General features: G+C 40.0%; 19 protein-coding genes and 1 pseudogene. 7 read left to right on the forward strand and 13 right to left on the reverse strand.

Features of this window, described 5'->3' with window-relative positions:
- Positions 1-215: 215 nt before the first annotated feature.
- The 7 genes and pseudogenes from sufT to BGC07_RS02800 all read right to left on the reverse strand — a co-directional run bounded on the left by sufT (position 216) and on the right by BGC07_RS02800 (position 6,478).
- A complete protein-coding gene (gene sufT / locus BGC07_RS02770) occupies positions 216-767 on the reverse strand; it encodes a putative Fe-S cluster assembly protein SufT (protein ID WP_069311874.1) in 552 nt (183 codons plus the stop codon).
- A 2-nt stretch (positions 768-769) separates the two neighbouring features.
- Positions 770-1,144, reverse strand: a complete 375-nt coding sequence (locus BGC07_RS02775) for a HesB/IscA family protein (RefSeq protein WP_069311875.1) — start codon at positions 1,142-1,144, stop codon at positions 770-772.
- Between the two features lie 12 nt (positions 1,145-1,156).
- Positions 1,157-2,371, reverse strand: a complete 1,215-nt coding sequence (locus tag BGC07_RS02780) for an aminotransferase class V-fold PLP-dependent enzyme (protein ID WP_069311876.1) — start codon at positions 2,369-2,371, stop codon at positions 1,157-1,159.
- A 12-nt stretch (positions 2,372-2,383) separates the two neighbouring features.
- A complete protein-coding gene (gene sufD / locus BGC07_RS02785) occupies positions 2,384-3,709 on the reverse strand; it encodes a Fe-S cluster assembly protein SufD (protein WP_077216719.1) in 1,326 nt (441 codons plus the stop codon).
- A gap of 4 nt (positions 3,710-3,713) precedes the next feature.
- Positions 3,714-4,469: a Fe-S cluster assembly ATPase SufC gene (sufC, locus tag BGC07_RS02790; protein WP_069311877.1), complete on the reverse strand. Its 756-nt coding sequence runs from the start codon at positions 4,467-4,469 to the stop codon at positions 3,714-3,716.
- 48 nt (positions 4,470-4,517) lie between these two features.
- A pseudogene (gene sufB / locus BGC07_RS02795) lies at positions 4,518-5,967 on the reverse strand (Fe-S cluster assembly protein SufB).
- 4 nt (positions 5,968-5,971) lie between these two features.
- Positions 5,972-6,478 carry an SUF system Fe-S cluster assembly regulator gene (locus tag BGC07_RS02800; protein WP_317135108.1) on the reverse strand — a complete coding sequence of 169 codons (507 nt, stop codon included), beginning with the start codon at positions 6,476-6,478 and terminating at the stop codon, positions 5,972-5,974.
- Positions 6,479-7,016: 538 nt separating this feature from the next.
- Between BGC07_RS02800 and BGC07_RS02805 the strand changes: the two genes are divergently transcribed.
- The 3 genes from BGC07_RS02805 to BGC07_RS02815 all read left to right on the forward strand — a co-directional run bounded on the left by BGC07_RS02805 (position 7,017) and on the right by BGC07_RS02815 (position 9,151).
- Complete coding sequence (locus BGC07_RS02805) at positions 7,017-7,637, forward strand: tetratricopeptide repeat protein (protein ID WP_235602861.1); 621 nt, start codon at positions 7,017-7,019, stop codon at positions 7,635-7,637.
- A gap of 485 nt (positions 7,638-8,122) precedes the next feature.
- Positions 8,123-8,539: a ZIP family metal transporter gene (locus BGC07_RS21570; protein WP_235602862.1), complete on the forward strand. Its 417-nt coding sequence runs from the start codon at positions 8,123-8,125 to the stop codon at positions 8,537-8,539.
- A gap of 111 nt (positions 8,540-8,650) precedes the next feature.
- Positions 8,651-9,151, forward strand: coding sequence for a DUF523 domain-containing protein (locus BGC07_RS02815; protein ID WP_139121595.1), 501 nt, complete (start codon positions 8,651-8,653; stop codon positions 9,149-9,151).
- 7 nt (positions 9,152-9,158) lie between these two features.
- Here the strand turns inward: BGC07_RS02815 and dnaQ are convergent, their stop codons facing one another.
- The gene (dnaQ, locus tag BGC07_RS02820) at positions 9,159-9,872 is read right to left on the reverse strand and encodes a DNA polymerase III subunit epsilon (RefSeq protein WP_069311878.1); all 714 of its coding nucleotides are present in this window, start codon (positions 9,870-9,872) and stop codon (positions 9,159-9,161) included.
- Between the two features lie 206 nt (positions 9,873-10,078).
- Between dnaQ and BGC07_RS02825 the strand changes: the two genes are divergently transcribed.
- Positions 10,079-11,443, forward strand: a complete 1,365-nt coding sequence (locus BGC07_RS02825; RefSeq protein WP_069311879.1) for an MFS transporter — start codon at positions 10,079-10,081, stop codon at positions 11,441-11,443.
- Between the two features lie 31 nt (positions 11,444-11,474).
- On the forward strand, positions 11,475-11,795 hold the full coding sequence (locus BGC07_RS02830; protein ID WP_069311880.1) for a hypothetical protein: 321 nt from the start codon (positions 11,475-11,477) through the stop codon (positions 11,793-11,795).
- Between the two features lie 321 nt (positions 11,796-12,116).
- Here BGC07_RS02830 and BGC07_RS22970 read toward each other — a convergent pair whose 3' ends face one another.
- Complete coding sequence (locus BGC07_RS22970) at positions 12,117-12,482, reverse strand: HAD family acid phosphatase (protein ID WP_201258102.1); 366 nt, start codon at positions 12,480-12,482, stop codon at positions 12,117-12,119.
- A complete protein-coding gene (locus tag BGC07_RS22975) occupies positions 12,463-12,789 on the reverse strand; it encodes an HAD family acid phosphatase (protein ID WP_201258103.1) in 327 nt (108 codons plus the stop codon). The genes BGC07_RS22970 and BGC07_RS22975 overlap by 20 nt, the downstream gene beginning before the upstream one ends.
- A 255-nt stretch (positions 12,790-13,044) precedes the next feature.
- Here BGC07_RS22975 and BGC07_RS02840 point away from each other — a divergent pair, with 255 nt between their 5' ends.
- Both BGC07_RS02840 and BGC07_RS02845 read left to right on the forward strand, forming a co-directional pair.
- The gene (locus tag BGC07_RS02840) at positions 13,045-13,356 is read left to right on the forward strand and encodes a hypothetical protein (protein WP_069311881.1); all 312 of its coding nucleotides are present in this window, start codon (positions 13,045-13,047) and stop codon (positions 13,354-13,356) included.
- A 265-nt stretch (positions 13,357-13,621) separates the two neighbouring features.
- A complete protein-coding gene (locus BGC07_RS02845) occupies positions 13,622-13,909 on the forward strand; it encodes a hypothetical protein (protein WP_069311882.1) in 288 nt (95 codons plus the stop codon).
- Positions 13,910-13,982: 73 nt separating this feature from the next.
- Here BGC07_RS02845 and BGC07_RS02850 read toward each other — a convergent pair whose 3' ends face one another.
- From BGC07_RS02850 to BGC07_RS23590, 3 genes are read right to left on the reverse strand one after another with little or no spacing between them, the layout of a single operon-like run.
- Entirely contained in the window at positions 13,983-15,443 is a 1,461-nt protein-coding gene (locus tag BGC07_RS02850) for a chemotaxis protein CheA (RefSeq protein ID WP_317135109.1), read from the reverse strand.
- Positions 15,403-15,615 (reverse strand): hypothetical protein, encoded by a 213-nt coding sequence (locus tag BGC07_RS23585; RefSeq protein ID WP_317135110.1) that lies wholly within the window; start codon positions 15,613-15,615, stop codon positions 15,403-15,405. Before BGC07_RS23585 ends, BGC07_RS02850 begins: the two co-directional genes overlap by 41 nt.
- Positions 15,593-15,994, reverse strand: coding sequence for an Hpt domain-containing protein (locus BGC07_RS23590; RefSeq protein WP_317135111.1), 402 nt, complete (start codon positions 15,992-15,994; stop codon positions 15,593-15,595). The genes BGC07_RS23585 and BGC07_RS23590 overlap by 23 nt, the downstream gene beginning before the upstream one ends.
- Between the last annotated feature and the right edge of the window lie 7 nt (positions 15,995-16,001).

A 16,001-nucleotide genomic window follows, 5' to 3' on the forward strand; every position in this document is an offset into this window, starting at 1 on the left:
AAAAATCACCTTTTGATTAAAAACCACAAATCCTTTGAAACATATAAAAATAATTCACTCCATTCAAAAAAATTAATAACTATATATTCAAACATCATTCGCCTTTATATTGAACTGCACCCGAAAAAAATGCAGTTTAAAGAAAAATCAATAAATTGAAATTAAATCAAAAAAAGAAATAACCGGAAAGAACCAAGAGACTTCACTCTTGGCTTTTAAAAGACACCGAGCTCTAATTGAGCCGCTTCAGTCATCATATCTCGCGACCACGGCGGATCGAAAACAAGCTCGACATTCACTTCAGCAATTTTTGGAATTTGACGAATTTTTGTTTCTGCATCTGCCATCAACACCGGCCCCATACCGCAACCCGGTGCAGTCAGTGTCATTTTAATCTGCACAAAGAAAGTTCCTTTTTCAGCCGGCATCACCTGACAGTCGTAAATTAGCCCCAAATCAACGATATTAACTGGAATTTCAGGATCATAGCATAATCTCAACTGGTTCCAGATATGCTCTTCTATTTCTTCTTGAGTCCATTGACGACCATCATCAACAATCGGCAATATGGGCTCTTTACCAATCGCATCAGCATCTTTGCCATCCAGGCGAATTAAATTGCCATTCACATTCAAGGTATAGCTTCCACCTAAAGCCTGAGCGATTATCGCTTCAGTCCCGGGCTGTAATACAACATTATCCCCTGCTGGAATCAAATGGCCTTCGCACTCACGTGCAATCATAACTACTTCATATCGATGATTCATACTCATTCCGTCGTTACCGTAAAGCTCTCTCCACAGCCACATACTGCCGCTTCACGAGGGTTGTGAAAAACAACTTTAGACTGCCCCAAAGGCTGTGCGACATAATCTATCGTCATTCCATTAATTAATGGCAAACTTGTCTTATCTATATACAGCGTCAAACCACTCTCTAAATCTAGGCGATCATCACCTTCCTTGCCATCATCCACTAAATCAGTTTCATAACGATAGCCTGAGCAACCACTTTTGCGTATGTAGAGCCTCAGTGCTTTCGCTCCTTCTTTATTAAGTACACTTAAAAAATGCTGTGCTGCATTTTCGGTCACTTTTATATCTGCGGCCTCATTTGGATCAAAACCAACCACACCTTCTGACATCTATTTTTACCTCTACATCAATAACCGTCGAACCGACTGCATACCAGCCATTAACTGCTCCACATCCTCAATATTACTATAAAGAACAAAAGACGCTCGCAACGTTGCTGACACTTTAAACTTTGCCATTAAAGGCATTGCACAATGGTGTCCAGTACGCACTGCCACACCCTGCTGATCAAGCACCATGCTCACATCCTGAGCATGCACCCCTGGCACTACAAATGAGATCACGGAAACCTTTTTCTCTGCTTGACCTATCAATTGGACACCGAAGTCTTCAAGCTGCTCAGTCGCTAACCGCAACAATTGCGCTTCATGCGCGGCCGCTAAGCTAATATCTATATTTTTCATATAATTAACAGCAGCACCTAAAGCGATCACTCCTGCGATATTCGGCGTCCCAGACTCAAATTTCTGCGGTAAATCAGCATACTGAGTCTTTTCAAAAGATACGGTTTCTATCATATCACCGCCTCCAAATACCGGCGGCATCCGCTCTAGCCATTTCTCTTTGCCATACAGCACACCCACCCCAGTCGGTCCATACAGCTTATGGCCCGAAAAAACGAAGAAATCACAGCCTAGCTCTTGCACATCAATGTTCTGATGAACAATAGACTGAGCACCATCTAACAACACTGGAACGTCTTGCGCATGTGCTTTATCTATAATCGTTTTAACCGGATTAATTGTCCCTAACACATTAGAAACATGGGCAATGGCAATAAGTTTTGTTTTAGCTGTTAATAGCTTTTCAAAAGACGTTAGATCCAACTCGCCTAATTCATTAATCTCAATGACTTTAAGCACAGCACCATAACGCTCACACACCATTTGCCAAGGAACGATATTAGCATGATGCTCCATTGCACTAATAATAATCTCATCACCTGGCTGAATAAACGCCGCCGCAAAACTTTGTGCCACTGTATTGATCGCAGAAGTCGTCCCTGAGGTAAAAATAATTTCTTTTAGGCTCGTCGCATGAATAAATTCACGCACATCCTCACGAACAGCTTCATAACGTGTTGTCGCTAATTCACTTAAATGATGCACGCCACGATGGACATTTGAGTTATAATGCTTATAAAAATCAAGTTCGGCATCAATCACCGCTTGTGGCTTATGCGCTGTCGCTGCACTGTCCAAATAAGCCATGCGCCTGCCATGCACAGTATCACTTAAAATCGGAAAGTCCTGACGTATTTTCTCAACATCAAACATAATTATTTTCCCTCAAGCCTCGTCAAAGCCCATAACAGCATGATTCATTTTCACCTTCGCAACTTTTTCCACTCGGTCATGCACATTTTTGGCCGTAATTTTAGCAATAATATCACTGACAAAAGCATGGGTCAGCAAGCCTTTGGCTTCACTTTCGGCCACACCACGACTTTTTAAATAGAACAGTGCTTTTTCATCGAGCTGCCCAACGGTTGCGCCATGTGAGCACTTCACATCATCCGCATAAATTTCCAGCTCCGGCTTAGTATCAATTTCAGCTTTAGAAGATAACAGTAAGTTATGGTTCGACTGGTGCGCCACAATTTGCGAAGTGTCTTTATGTACAATCACTTTACCGTTAAACACGCCATGACTTTTATCGTCCAATACCCCTTTAAAATGCTGTTCACTCGTTGTGTGGCTGGCTAAGTGTTCAACTAAAATATGGTTATCAACATGCTGGCGACCGGTTGGAATATAAATACCATCGAGTAAACAGTGCGCACCAGATTCACGTAGTTTAATGTCCATATCATAGCGAGTTAAATCCCCGCCTAAAGCCGCATGGTGACAACGTAAGAAGCTATTTTTCGCCTGACTCATAAAAAGTCCGGCAATATGCTGCTGGCTATCCGCTTCTTCTGAAAGCTTATAATGGTTCAATGTTGCCCCTGGCGCTAAATCACCCACTGTCACAGAATTAGTCAGCCCGGCAGACTCACCCACACTCACAAAAGTTTCTATCATGGTCGCGCAGGCATTCTCACCTAGATCAACGATATGGCAATAATGGCTTAATGTATTTCCCGTCGAAATATGTAAGCATTGAATTTCTTCAATACAAGCATTTTTAGGCACGCTGAGTAATAAACCATCTTCAAATAAAGCACAGTTTAATTGCGCCATCATATGGTTATTATTCACTTCTATGCGTTCTAATAATGTCGACAATGTTTGATAATCAGCACCTAATAACTCAGAAATCGGCTTTATCATTACATGATCAGGAAAATCTAGCGTATCCGAATAATCATTCGAATAAACCCCATCAATAAAAACAATTAATTTTGCACCTTGCACACGGTGCGCATCAATCAGTGCTGAATCAATAGTAATACTGCTATCTTTTTCTGTTTTATTTTCAAAGTTTAATTTTTCAAAATGACTGAGTGCGGTATATTTCCATTCTTCAATCTTCCGGTGCGGCAAACCAATAGAGATAAAATTTTGCCAAGCTTGCTCCTTAAACTCAGCTAACTTTATAAAACGAGGACTCATTTTATGCTGCAAGTAATAGTCATTAAATATAGCTGGAACTAACGCTTGATTTTCTTTCATAATATTAAGCCTTGCTTTCTGCGTTCAGCCAACCATAGCCTTTTTCTTCAAGTTCTAATGCTAAGTTTTTATCGCCCGATTTAATAATCTTTCCATCGGCTAATACATGAACATAATCCGGCTCGATATAATCAAGTAAGCGCTGATAGTGAGTGATCATGACAATCGCTTTATCTTTACCCCGCATATGATTGACACCACCTGCTACTGTTTTTAGTGCATCAATATCAAGCCCAGAATCTGTTTCATCCAGAACAATAAGTTGCGGGTCAAGGAGTAGCATCTGCAAAATTTCATTGCGCTTTTTCTCCCCGCCCGAAAAGCCTTCATTCACAGCACGTTTTAAAAATTTAGGGTCCATTTGTAATAATTTCATTTTTTCACGCGCTAAGGCCATAAAACTCATGCTATCAAGCTCAGCTTCACCACGCGCTTTGCGTACACTATTTAGTGCTGTACGTAAGAAATAAGCATTATTCACGCCAGGTATTTCAACTGGATACTGAAAAGCAAGGAAAATACCTGCACAAGCACGCTCTTCCGCACTCATTGCTAATAGCTCTTGATCATTAAAGCAAATATTTCCGGCAGTCACTTCATAGCCATCACGACCTGCCAGCACATTAGATAATGTACTTTTACCAGCACCATTCGGCCCCATAATCGCATGGACTTCACCCGGACGTACTTCAAGGCTTAAGCCTTTTAGAATCTCTTTGTTATCGCTCACTTGAGCATGAATTTTATTAATATTTAACATGGCAACTCTCTATCTCAATAATCTTAGTAATTTTTATTTAATAATTATTTAACCCACAGCACCTTCAAGACTGATTTCTAATAATTTTTGCGCCTCAACGGCAAACTCCATGGGTAACTCTTTGAATACTTCTTTACAAAAACCATTCACAATCATAGCCACTGCATCTTCTTCATTGATGCCGCGCTGTAAACAATAAAATAATTGATCTTCACTGATTTTTGAGGTGGTTGCCTCATGCTCAACCTGAGCTGATTTATTTTTCGTTTCGATGTAGGGGAAGGTATTGGCAGCACAGGTTCCACCGATCAACAAAGAATCACATTGAGTAAAGTTCCTGGCATTTTCGGCCATCGGATTAATTCGCACTAAACCTCGATAGCTATTCGAGCTTTTACCCGCAGAAATTCCTTTGGAAATAATGGTACTGCTGGTATTTTTACCCATATGAATCATCTTAGTTCCCGTATCTGCCTGCTGATAATTATTCGTCAGAGCAACAGAATAAAACTCACCGACCGAATTATCACCACGCAACACAACACTGGGGTATTTCCAGGTCACTGCCGACCCTGTTTCGACTTGCGTCCAGGAGATCTTAGCGTTTTTATGACAAACACCACGTTTAGTCACAAAATTATAAATGCCCCCTTTGCCTTCCTCATCCCCGGGATACCAGTTTTGTACCGTCGAATATTTAATTTCGGCATTATCCAGTGCAACTAATTCAACCACAGCCGCATGCAACTGGTTCTCATCACGCATCGGCGCGGTACAACCTTCTAAATAGCTCACATGACTACTCTCTTCGGCAATAATTAAGGTACGCTCAAATTGCCCAGTATTAGCGGCATTAATCCTAAAATACGTTGATAATTCCATAGGGCAGCGCACGCCTTTAGGAATGTAAACAAAAGAGCCATCACTAAATACCGCTGAATTCAATGCGGCATAAAAGTTATCTTGCTTGGGTACAACGCTGCCTAAATAATTTTTTCACCAACTCAGGGTAATCGCGCACCGCTTCTGAAATCGGGCAGAAAACCACCCCCGCTTCAGAAAGCTTTTCTTTAAATGTTGTTGCAATCGACACGCTGTCAAAAACAACATCAACAGCTACAACCCCAGCAAGACGTTTCTGCTCTTGCAGTGGAATTCCTAATTTATCATAAGTCTCTAATAATTTTGGATCGACTTCATCCAAGCTTTTTGGGCCATCTTGCTGGGAACGTGGCGCTGAGTAATAAACGATGTCTTCAAATTTCGGTGAGTCATAATGAACATGCGCCCAGGTCGGCTCGGCCATCTTGCGCCAAGCATGGTAAGCTTCTAAACGCCACTCTAGCAGCCATTCTGGTTCATTTTTCTTTGCTGAAATAGTTCGTACTGTCTCTTCACTCAAACCGGGTGAAATCGTTTCAGAGTCAATATCAGTCACAAAACCATGTTCATAGTTTTGTTTAACTAAAGACTCCATATCTTGCTTATCATTAGGCATCATTTTATTTCACCTTTTTCACATTCGATATTTTTATTGTAATTTCATCAGACTCAGACGCGAGCGCAACTTTGTTTGATTGCTTGATCATCTCCTCAATAGACACGGCACTCAGTGATTGTGAGACAATCTGATTCACCCATTGCCAATTCGGTTGCACAGCGCAATGCTCTGCATGATAACACTGTTGAGACTCCTGGCTGCATTCTGTCAAAGCAATTGGGCCATCTATTGCACAGACCACATCCGCTAAACTAATCTGGCTCGCAGCTCGTGCTAAGCGGTATCCTCCGTTGACACCTCTCACAGAGGTCAACGCATCAGCTAACACAAGCAATTTCAATACTTTTCTGACCGAAGGCAAAGCGACCTGAGTCTTCTCTGCGACCTCTACTGCACTAAAGCTACTCTCTGGACAGCGAGCAAAAAACCCCATAATGACTGTGGCATAATCTGCCATTTTGCTCACTCTTAACATTTTCGTTCCTAAACACGATAAACTGTGGGCCATAATATAATACTAAAACAGTACTCTTTCAACTTTCTTGTTCTAACTCTCCCATAGTTAGGACCTGATTTAAAAGAAAATAGTTCTCCTCATTCAATGACCTCAAATCACTTCTCTTAAGGTTTTATCAATAAACCTGAATAAATAACGTTTTAACATGACCCTATATAAATAGAGCGCAGTCAAGCCATATCTATTTGAAAAATATAAAAAATAAACAAAAACAACAAATCGATCAAAATTAATATTTGAAAGAAAAGAACAATCGTTTTAAAATAGCCACCTGTATAAGACTCCACACAAGATAAGGATATTTCCCTAAACAAAATTATAATAAATAATTTATTTAACTCGTTTCAATCACAGCTTCAATGCATTTAAAAACAAAGTTTTATAAAAAAATGAAAGGCTTGCACTTTATAGCAAAAGCTCTAGAATGATAGGCTGCTAAGGTAGGGTAGTAAATATGCGAACAAACAATAAAAACACTATAAAATTAAGCATCATTACAATAAGTGCCCTGCTCGCAGGCTGCTCCACAATGAAACCTGCAACAGTCGTTAATCTTACTTCCCAGCAAAAAAAAATCATTGCTAAAGAAAAAGTAAATAATGCATCAACCGCGATCACTTTAAATTTAGCAAAAAATAGCAACAACCGAGACCAAGGCCCTTATATTAGAACCTTTAAATACATGGCTCCCGTTTATCAAGCGAAAAAGCCAAGCTCAACAATCAGTAATATTCGCCTGGCCGCCACTGCCGGCAATCCTACCGCAGAACTCCAGTTAGGTACCTTATACCACGACGGCTACTGGTTAAAGAAAAGCAAGGAAAAAGCTTTCTTTTGGCTCCATAAAGCCGCATTAAACCAAGTCGCAATTGCTCAATACCGTGTGGGGCTCGCCTACCTCAATGGTGAAGGCATCAAACAAAGCACAACAACCGCTTTTGCCTGGTTTCAACTCGCTGCTAATCATCAACTCACCCGTTCAGGTCAACAAGTCGACCAACTGATCTCAAGCTTCTCCCCCAAACAACTCCAGGATGCTGCTGCAGCAATTAGCCAAATTAAAGATGAAATTACCGGCCTAAAAAAGCAAAAAACCAGGCAGCAACGTCACCTTCATGCACTGAACCAAAAGAGTTCAGGGATTATTTAAAATTTCACTTGCTTATGTGTGCAGTGTCCGTTAGCATGTCACAATAAATGTTATGTTATAACATATCCAAAATAACTTAACACAGAACACTTTTACCAAATTAACCTTTATCACTCATTCAAAAGTAGATTAAACTATGTTTCTTAGCGAGTTAAAAATTCTTACAGCCCTAATCATCTTAACTATCACTCTTATTGCAGGCTTTTACCCATTTAAAAAAAATTAAAAAACAATAACATAGTTCATATTCCCATCGGTGAAGCACTCGCCGCCGGCATCTTCCTCGGGGCAGGCTTAATTCACATGCTAGGTGATGCTGCCAATGATTTTACTGCATCAGGTGTAGACTACCCAATTGCTTTTTTGACTTGCCGGTATTACCTTTTTAGCCTTACTCTGGCTGGAGCATTTAGGCAGTGCGTTTTATTTGAAAAAAAAATAAAGACAACCAACAAAGCCCTGCTTTCGCGATTATTGCCACCTTGATGCTTATTATTCACTCACTTCTCGAGGGAACAGCGCTGGGCTTAAGTGGTAGTTTTTCGCTATTCGCTGTGATCTTATTTGCCATATTAGCCCACAAATGGGCAGCGAGCTTTGCTCTAGCTATACAATTGAGCAAAAGTCACCTAAAAATGAAATATAGTCTGAGTTTATTTCTCTTTTTTGCCCTAATGACTCCCTTGGGTATTCTCTTTGGTGATGTGATTTCTTCTAAATTATCTCATATCCATTCACTCGAGCCGATATTTAGCTCACTAGCGGCAGGTACATTTTTATATCTTGGCACCTTGCATGGGCTTAATCGTGCGGTGCTTATTGAAAAGTGTTGCAACTTAAAGCATTACAGTTATGTTGTCCTGGGGTTTGCTTTAATGGCTGTAGTTGCGATATGGACATAACCCACGCGATAAAATCTAATCACGACTAAGAGGCAACCTTCGTGATAATACTAAGAGAAGTTGACTATGCTAGAATAAGCCTATTAAAACCAATCGAAGGTAATTTATAGGGTGATAAAGGCTAAAATATTCATAAGCAGTTGTTTAGTCGGTGCTAATGTCCGCTACCATGGTGGCAATGCACTTTTCAATCACCCCATCCTGCGGCGCTGGCAAGAGGAAGGACGCATTATTACCAGCTGCCCAGAGGTGATGGGAGGGGCAACAATTCCTCGCCCACCCTCAGAAATTACCACACCAGGAGCGGGCACAGCTGTCATTCAGGGTCAAGGCCATATTCAAAATCAAGATGGCACGGATGTCACCGAGCTTTACTTAAAAGGCGCTCAAAGCGCCCTTGGTCTCGCTAAGCAATACAATATTAAAATTGCAATTCTAAAAGAAAATAGCCCCTCGTGTGGAAGTCATTTTATTTATAGTGGCAAATTTAACGGCACTAGAATTCCAGGTCAAGGGGTCACCACCACTCTATTGAGCGCATCAGGCATAAAGGTCTTTAATGAAAATCAGCTTGAAAAAGCCGATAGCTACCTTAAAAGACTTGCTATATAAAATACAACTATTCCCAACCTTCTCTGCCTAGCGCCTTTAAATACTCATTATGATTTAATATGTCCTCAGCAGATGCCGAAGAAACCACTAAATTCAAGTTCGCACGATCAATACGTCGTATCGCTGCCACTTGAGTTTGCATTTGGCCATGTTCACCAAAAGCCTGATCTGAATTTTGATCCAAAGATAAACTAGTTTGTCCACCGGTCATCGCTAAATAAACTTCGGCGAGAATCTCAGCATCAAGCAATGCGCCGTGCAACTCACGCTTAGAATTATCTATATCATAACGCCTGCACAAAACATCCAGATTATTTTTTTGTCCTGGATGTATACGCCTGGCGAGTGCCAAACTATCAACGACGGCACAATCATTACTAATTTTATCAAAAACACGATCATACAACTTAAATTCATGATCAATAAATTTAATATCAAAAGCTGCATTGTGGATAACAAGCTCAGCTCCTTTGATATAGTGATAAAATTCGCTGGCTATTTGTGCAAATACAGGCTTATCTTGCAAAAATTCATTGCTTATGCCGTGAACCGCCAATGCCTCTTCATCAATGGCGCGCTCGGGGTTGATATAGACATGATAATTATTACCCGTTAGGCGTCGATTCATCAACTCAACACAACCAATTTCAATAATTCGATGGCCATCTTTCGTTTCTAGACCTGTCGTCTCCGTATCTAAAACAATCTGTCTATCTGCCATTAAGTTACCTTATTATCATCTCATCAGCTTTAATTATCCGATAAACCATACCATAAATTACAAAAATTAGCTTATCAACAGAATCTATAGAAAATTTAACTTACAACTATGTAAGAATTTAGTATTACAAATACTGAATCAGGACAAGTTAAGATAACAGCATAGCTTACATGCTAAGAGGCGTACAGTATGAAAGATAAAAAAATATGCTGCCCTGGTTAATCTCTTTTGGTCTGTTCATGGAAAACCTAGACAGCACCGTGATTAATACAGCCATTCCTCAAATGGCTCAGTCATTGACGGTCAACCCATTGACTTTAAAGCTAGCCATCACAAGTTACCTGGTCAGCCTTGTTTTATTTATGCCTATCAGTGGCTATCTTGCCGATAAATTAGGCACCAAGCGTATTTTTATCAGTGCCATTACCATTTTCACATTAGGCTCACTCTTGTGTAGCCTAGCATCCAGCTTGAGCATGCTTATCATCGCACGGATTATTCAAGGGCTTGGCGGTGCGATGATGGTCCCCACAGGACGGCTCATTCTGATTAAAACCTTTGAGAAAAGCGCCATGGTCAACGCACTCAGCAATATGGCAATTATCGGCCAAATCGGACCTGCGTTCGGCCCAGTATTAGGTGGCGCGCTTACTAGTTATCTCTCTTGGCATTGGGTCTTTTTTATTAATCTTCCCATCGGAGCCCTCGGCGTTTTCTTTGCTTGTCGTTGGATTACTCATAACCATACAGCCCAAACACCTCCATTTGATACTAAAGGGTTTATCCTTTTTGGTTTTGGTTTAATTGCAATTAATTTATTTTTAACGCTTGCCAATAATCCTCTTATTTCTCTCAAAACTCTAGAAGTCAGCTTAATTCTTGGCATTATTTCTCTAATCAGCTATTACTTTTATGCAAAAAATAAAACAGACCCCATGATAAGTTTTACTCCCTTTAAAACACGCACCTTTAAGGTTGCGGTTTTAGGTAGTTTATGGGTTCGTATTACAGCCAATAGTTTCCCTTTTATTCTCCCCCTATTATTACAAATTAACTTCGGCTATTCTGCCTTTGTTTCCGGCATGCTTATTTTACCTTATGGCTTGGGCTTAATCAGTGCAAAATTCCTTATTAAACCGTTATTAAAACGTTTTGGCTATCGACAGTTATTACTAATTAACCCTTGTGTTATTGCAGTCATTTCACTGGCATTTGCTTGCCTCAATCCAAGCAGTCCAAAATTACTTATTATTTTTCTATGTTTTCTCGGTGGCATGGCCTGTTCAGTACAGTTCAGCTCCATGCAAACATTAAATTATATTGATATTCAAGCTCAGGAAAAGAGCAAAGCCACTAGCCTTGCCAGCCTCTCACAGCAACTTGCAGTTAATCTAGGCGTTTGCTTTACCGCATTTTCACTGGGGTATTTCAATACTGGACCTCAAACCACAATCAGTTTACATGCTTTTCACAGCAGTTTTACTCTTCTTGCACTCATCGCTGCAAGTTCTACAATTATCTTTCAAATGTTAAAAAAATCAGATGGATCAAGTGCCGTACGTGCTACTTAATTTCAAGAAGAATACTTGGAGTTTATAATTAATGTTATTTTCACAAGGACCAATTAGACTGCTGCCGACTATAATTCAGTACAAAGTAAACAAAAATATTCAAGAGTATAAAATGGGAATTTTAGAGAAATTTCATGAGCATATAAAAGAGCCCAGCAATGGCTTCTTATGTAATAAATCTGGAGAAAAAGGGCCTGACTACCCGCTAGACTATAGGATATTTTTATTTTTTATCGCTTCTTATCTATACCACTCTGACTTTGAACAGCACAACAATCCAGAAGAAAGAATAAAAGGATTTGCTCAAGCTTGTATGGAAATCCAAGACAAAAAAATAGACCCATACTTTTAAATATGTTAGAAGAATTTAACGCTTTTGATATAGAACGTTGGCCAGAGTGGCAAAGTGATATATTTACCGCCACTATATGGAATAGAAAATAATTATCTACTTTAACTTTACCACTTAAAAAAAGAAAGCCCCCTTGTAAGAGGGCTTGGCGGAAACATTTAAGTTTTCGAATATAACGAATCAAATAGCCAGACATATAAGCCATATCAAAAGTTAGTCTGTTATTCACTTTGCTTATAATTGCCTGCTAACTACCTTTTTACACCTATTGAAAAAAATTGTCAATAGTTATTTTTCAGCTTAGTTAGTTGTCTTAAAATATTAGGCAATATAATACATATAATCTGGAAGTTTATAGGTGCGATCTGCATAGCCACCGGCCAAATCACTGTATTGATCACCAATATTTAAAACAATATCATAACCTTTTGCTTCAATCGCTTTACGGCGTGATTGTTTATAATCAATGACAGACGGTTTGTTATAGCTATTTGGCTTTAAATCAAGCTGCTGCCAAGAAATATAACCGGCTTCTTTTAAATTTTTCATCGTTGCTTTACGGTACATTTCTGTACGGCCTGTTACAAAAAATATGGCAACACCATTTGCTTTGGCAAAATTATATAATACCAAAGTTGGCTTAATCGCTACATCATCAGCACGTCCTTCAGCTTGGTCTTGCTGCAAACTTGTGCCACCAAATCCTAACTTTTTTCAAATCGTTATAATTAGAAAGTGATGTTTCATCAATATCCAGCACAATTGCTAGCTTTTTAGGGTGCGCGCTTGCCTTATTTTCAGCAACACGCTCAGACAAATAGCTCTGAGCTTGGTCAATAACACGAGCAATATCGTAATCATATTGGCCTGATTGGTGATATTTCACAATTCCTTGCTTTAATGTATCTAAGTTTTGCAAAGGTACTGCTTGAGCTGCGATAGAAAGGGTTGAAAGACTTGTGAACAAGCTAAGAGCTAATAATTTAGTTTTCATGTTTTACCTAATTTCCGTTTTAAACATGATTATTGTAAATCCGAACACTTACAAAATTTTGTCACTTTTATGACAAAATTATTAATTAGACTGTAATTGTAACTAAAAGGCTAGGCTGATATTGTTATAGCAAGAACAGCGGCGCAGCGACACAACAAGTAAAAATGACAGAAAAAGATAAAACTCTCTCTAAATTTTTGAACTTTCCTCTATACTGGCAAGAACAAGCCCTGCTTTCTTATTAAAGGTCAACACATGCGAACAAATCAGCCAGAACCAAACCAATGGTTAGAATCTTCTAGCCAAACAATCAAAGCATCCTCTGAACTCTTTTTGAATCTGATGAATCAAAATCTAAAGCTGATTCAAGAGTGTAACGAATGCGCAGAACAGTACTTTAAAGACTTTGATCACCTTGATAATCCAGCATCCATGATCAATGCCCAAAAACATTACTCTCGCCATTTATCAGAAAAATTAACAAAACATGCTCTTGCGATTTGCGAAATGACAGGAGAGTCCACAGAGACTGCACTGAAGGCCATGATGCCTCATATGAGTTTATAAAAAGTCTGGACTAATTTTTAGAGGCTTTTAAGCCGATATAGGTGTCTCCAAAGCTGTATGATAAGCTCAAACGATCAATCAAACTTTGTGCGTCAATAATACTTCTTTTCAGCGCTCACTTTAGATTTGCTGATATAAGTGCCACTGGCTACGATAAAAATAAAAGAAATTCTATATAATTTTTCATCTTCCCAGTCATCACGTTATTTATTTTAATTTTGTTTATACTTTAATTAACATAATTAATCTTCAACAGTTTTACATTATGGACTATAAACTGCCTTATGGCCTTACACCTGTTTTTATCTCAATCCTGTTTATTTCAGGGTGCGACCAACAACAGCGTATTAGTAAAATGCCTGACTATCAGTTAAAAAAAGAAGTTAAACATTGCCAAAATATCAGCCAGCCGACAAAAGATGAAAAAGCACTCTGCAAACTGTATATTGATGAGTGTACTAAGCGCCAAGAAATGGGTCGTCACTCCTGCAATGCGGCTCTAAACGAAGGCATCAATAACAGGCCGATTAAAAAGTTAAGAAAATGGGAGTAAAAATACCGTTGTGGGCGAGCGCAACAACCCTATAGGACCTGAGGGTGAGTTGTGATTTTTTTTACACCTCTTGCTAGGCAATAACACGCTTGGCATAGTGCCTGATTAAGTCGGCAATTTCCAGAATCAATGCAATTTGCCCTTCACCTGTAATCGTTGCTCCTGCCATCCCCGGCGTTGTACTTTGTAACAGGCCACCTAAAGGCTTAATCACCACTTCTTCCTGGCCGACTAATTGATCAACAACAAAGCCCATACGTTGAGAACCTGCCGAAATAATCACCACATGCCCACTATCAGGCCGCTCTTTTGGTGAGTCCTTAATGAGCCAGTGGTTCAAGAAAAATAAGGGTAGCGCTTTATTGCGGATAATCACTGTTTCTTGGCCATCCACAATATTTAATTTAGTCAGATCTAAATGGAATATTTCACTTACAGCTGTCAATGGGAAAGCAAAGCGTTGATCTTTTACAATCACCATCAATGTCGGCAAAATTGCAAGGGTCAGCGGAACTTTAATGGTAACCCGACTTCCAGTCCCTAAGGTTGAGTCAATTTCTAAACGGCCATTGAGCTGGGTAATTTTTGTTTTTACCACATCCATGCCCACACCTCGGCCTGAAATATCTGAGATTTCAGCCTTGGTAGAAAATCCAGGCATAAAGATTAAATTATAGCATTCTTTCTCGGTTAATCGCTCTGCTGATTCCCGATCCATTAGGCCTTTTTCGATGGCTTTTTCACGCAACACATCGGCGTTCATGCCATTACCGTCATCTTCGATATAAATTAAAATATGATCACCAGCCTGCTCTGCGGATAAAGTAATTGTTCCCTTGCGAACTTTACCACGCTCCTCGCGCAAATCAGGCATTTCTACACCATGATCGCATGAGTTTCTGACCAAGTGAACTAAAGGATCAGCAAGAGCCTCAACCAAGTTTTTATCAAGATCAGTTTCTTCACCAACAAGCTTTAAGTCAATTTCTTTTCCTAAACTGCGCGCTAAATCTCTCACTAAACGAGGGAAGCGCCCAAAAACCTTCTTAATTGGCTGCATACGTGTTTTCATCACAGAAGTCTGCAAGTCTGCTGTCACCATATCCAGGTTAGCAATCGCCTTGGTCATTCCCTCATCTGTGGTTTCTGCGTTCATATCCAGCGTTTTTAAACGATTACGAACAAGAACAAGTTCCCCAACCAAGTTCATGATATCATCAAGCAAACTCGTATCGACACGAACAGAAGCCTCTGCTTTTGCAGCATCCTCTTTTTTCGCAGCAGGTACCGCCGCTTTCTTTTCAGGTTCTGGTTTTTTCTCTACAGGCTTCTCAGCCGCTTTCTTTTCAGGTTCTGGCTTTTTCTCCTCTTCAGCAGCAGAGGCTGAGGCCGGTGAAGCCGCTCCTGCAGGGCCTTTACCTTCACCATAAAGCTCATCGAGCAAGCCCTCAAACTCTTCTTCGGTGATCTCATCACCACCAGCAGGTTTTGGTTCAGCTGCCGGCTTCTCCTCCTTTTTTATCCTCAGTTTCACTCGGACCTGCACCTGGTACATTAGAGCCATGTAACTCATTAAGTAGCTGATCAAACTCTTCATCAGTGATGTCATCACCGCCTAAGGCAGGCTCTGAACTTTCTTCTTTCTTTTCTTCAGGCTCTGCAGGCACTTCCTCAGCAGAGGCTTCAACACTTCCGCCACCAGCCACCAATGCATTTAAGATTTTTTAATAGTTCAGGCTCAGCCTTATCCGGATCTTCAAATGAGCGCACTTGCTCAAACATTGCATTAACGGTATCAAGAGCTTGTAGCATGACATCCATAAGATCAGCATCAACCTGACGCTCACCTTGTCGTAAGATATCAAATACATTTTCAGCAATGTGACAAACTTCAACTAAGTTATCAAGCGCTAAGAAACCCGCACCTCCTTTAACTGTATGGAAGCCACGGAAAATAGCATTTAATAGATCTGCATCATCCGGACGAGACTCAAGCTCTACCAGTTGTTCTGATAGCGACTCTAATATCTCCCCAGCTTCAATTAAGAAGTCCTGGAGAATCTCGTCATCTGGATCTAACGCCATTCATGAC

Source organism: Piscirickettsia litoralis (assembly GCF_001720395.1).
GTDB lineage: Bacteria > Pseudomonadota > Gammaproteobacteria > Piscirickettsiales > Piscirickettsiaceae > Piscirickettsia > Piscirickettsia litoralis.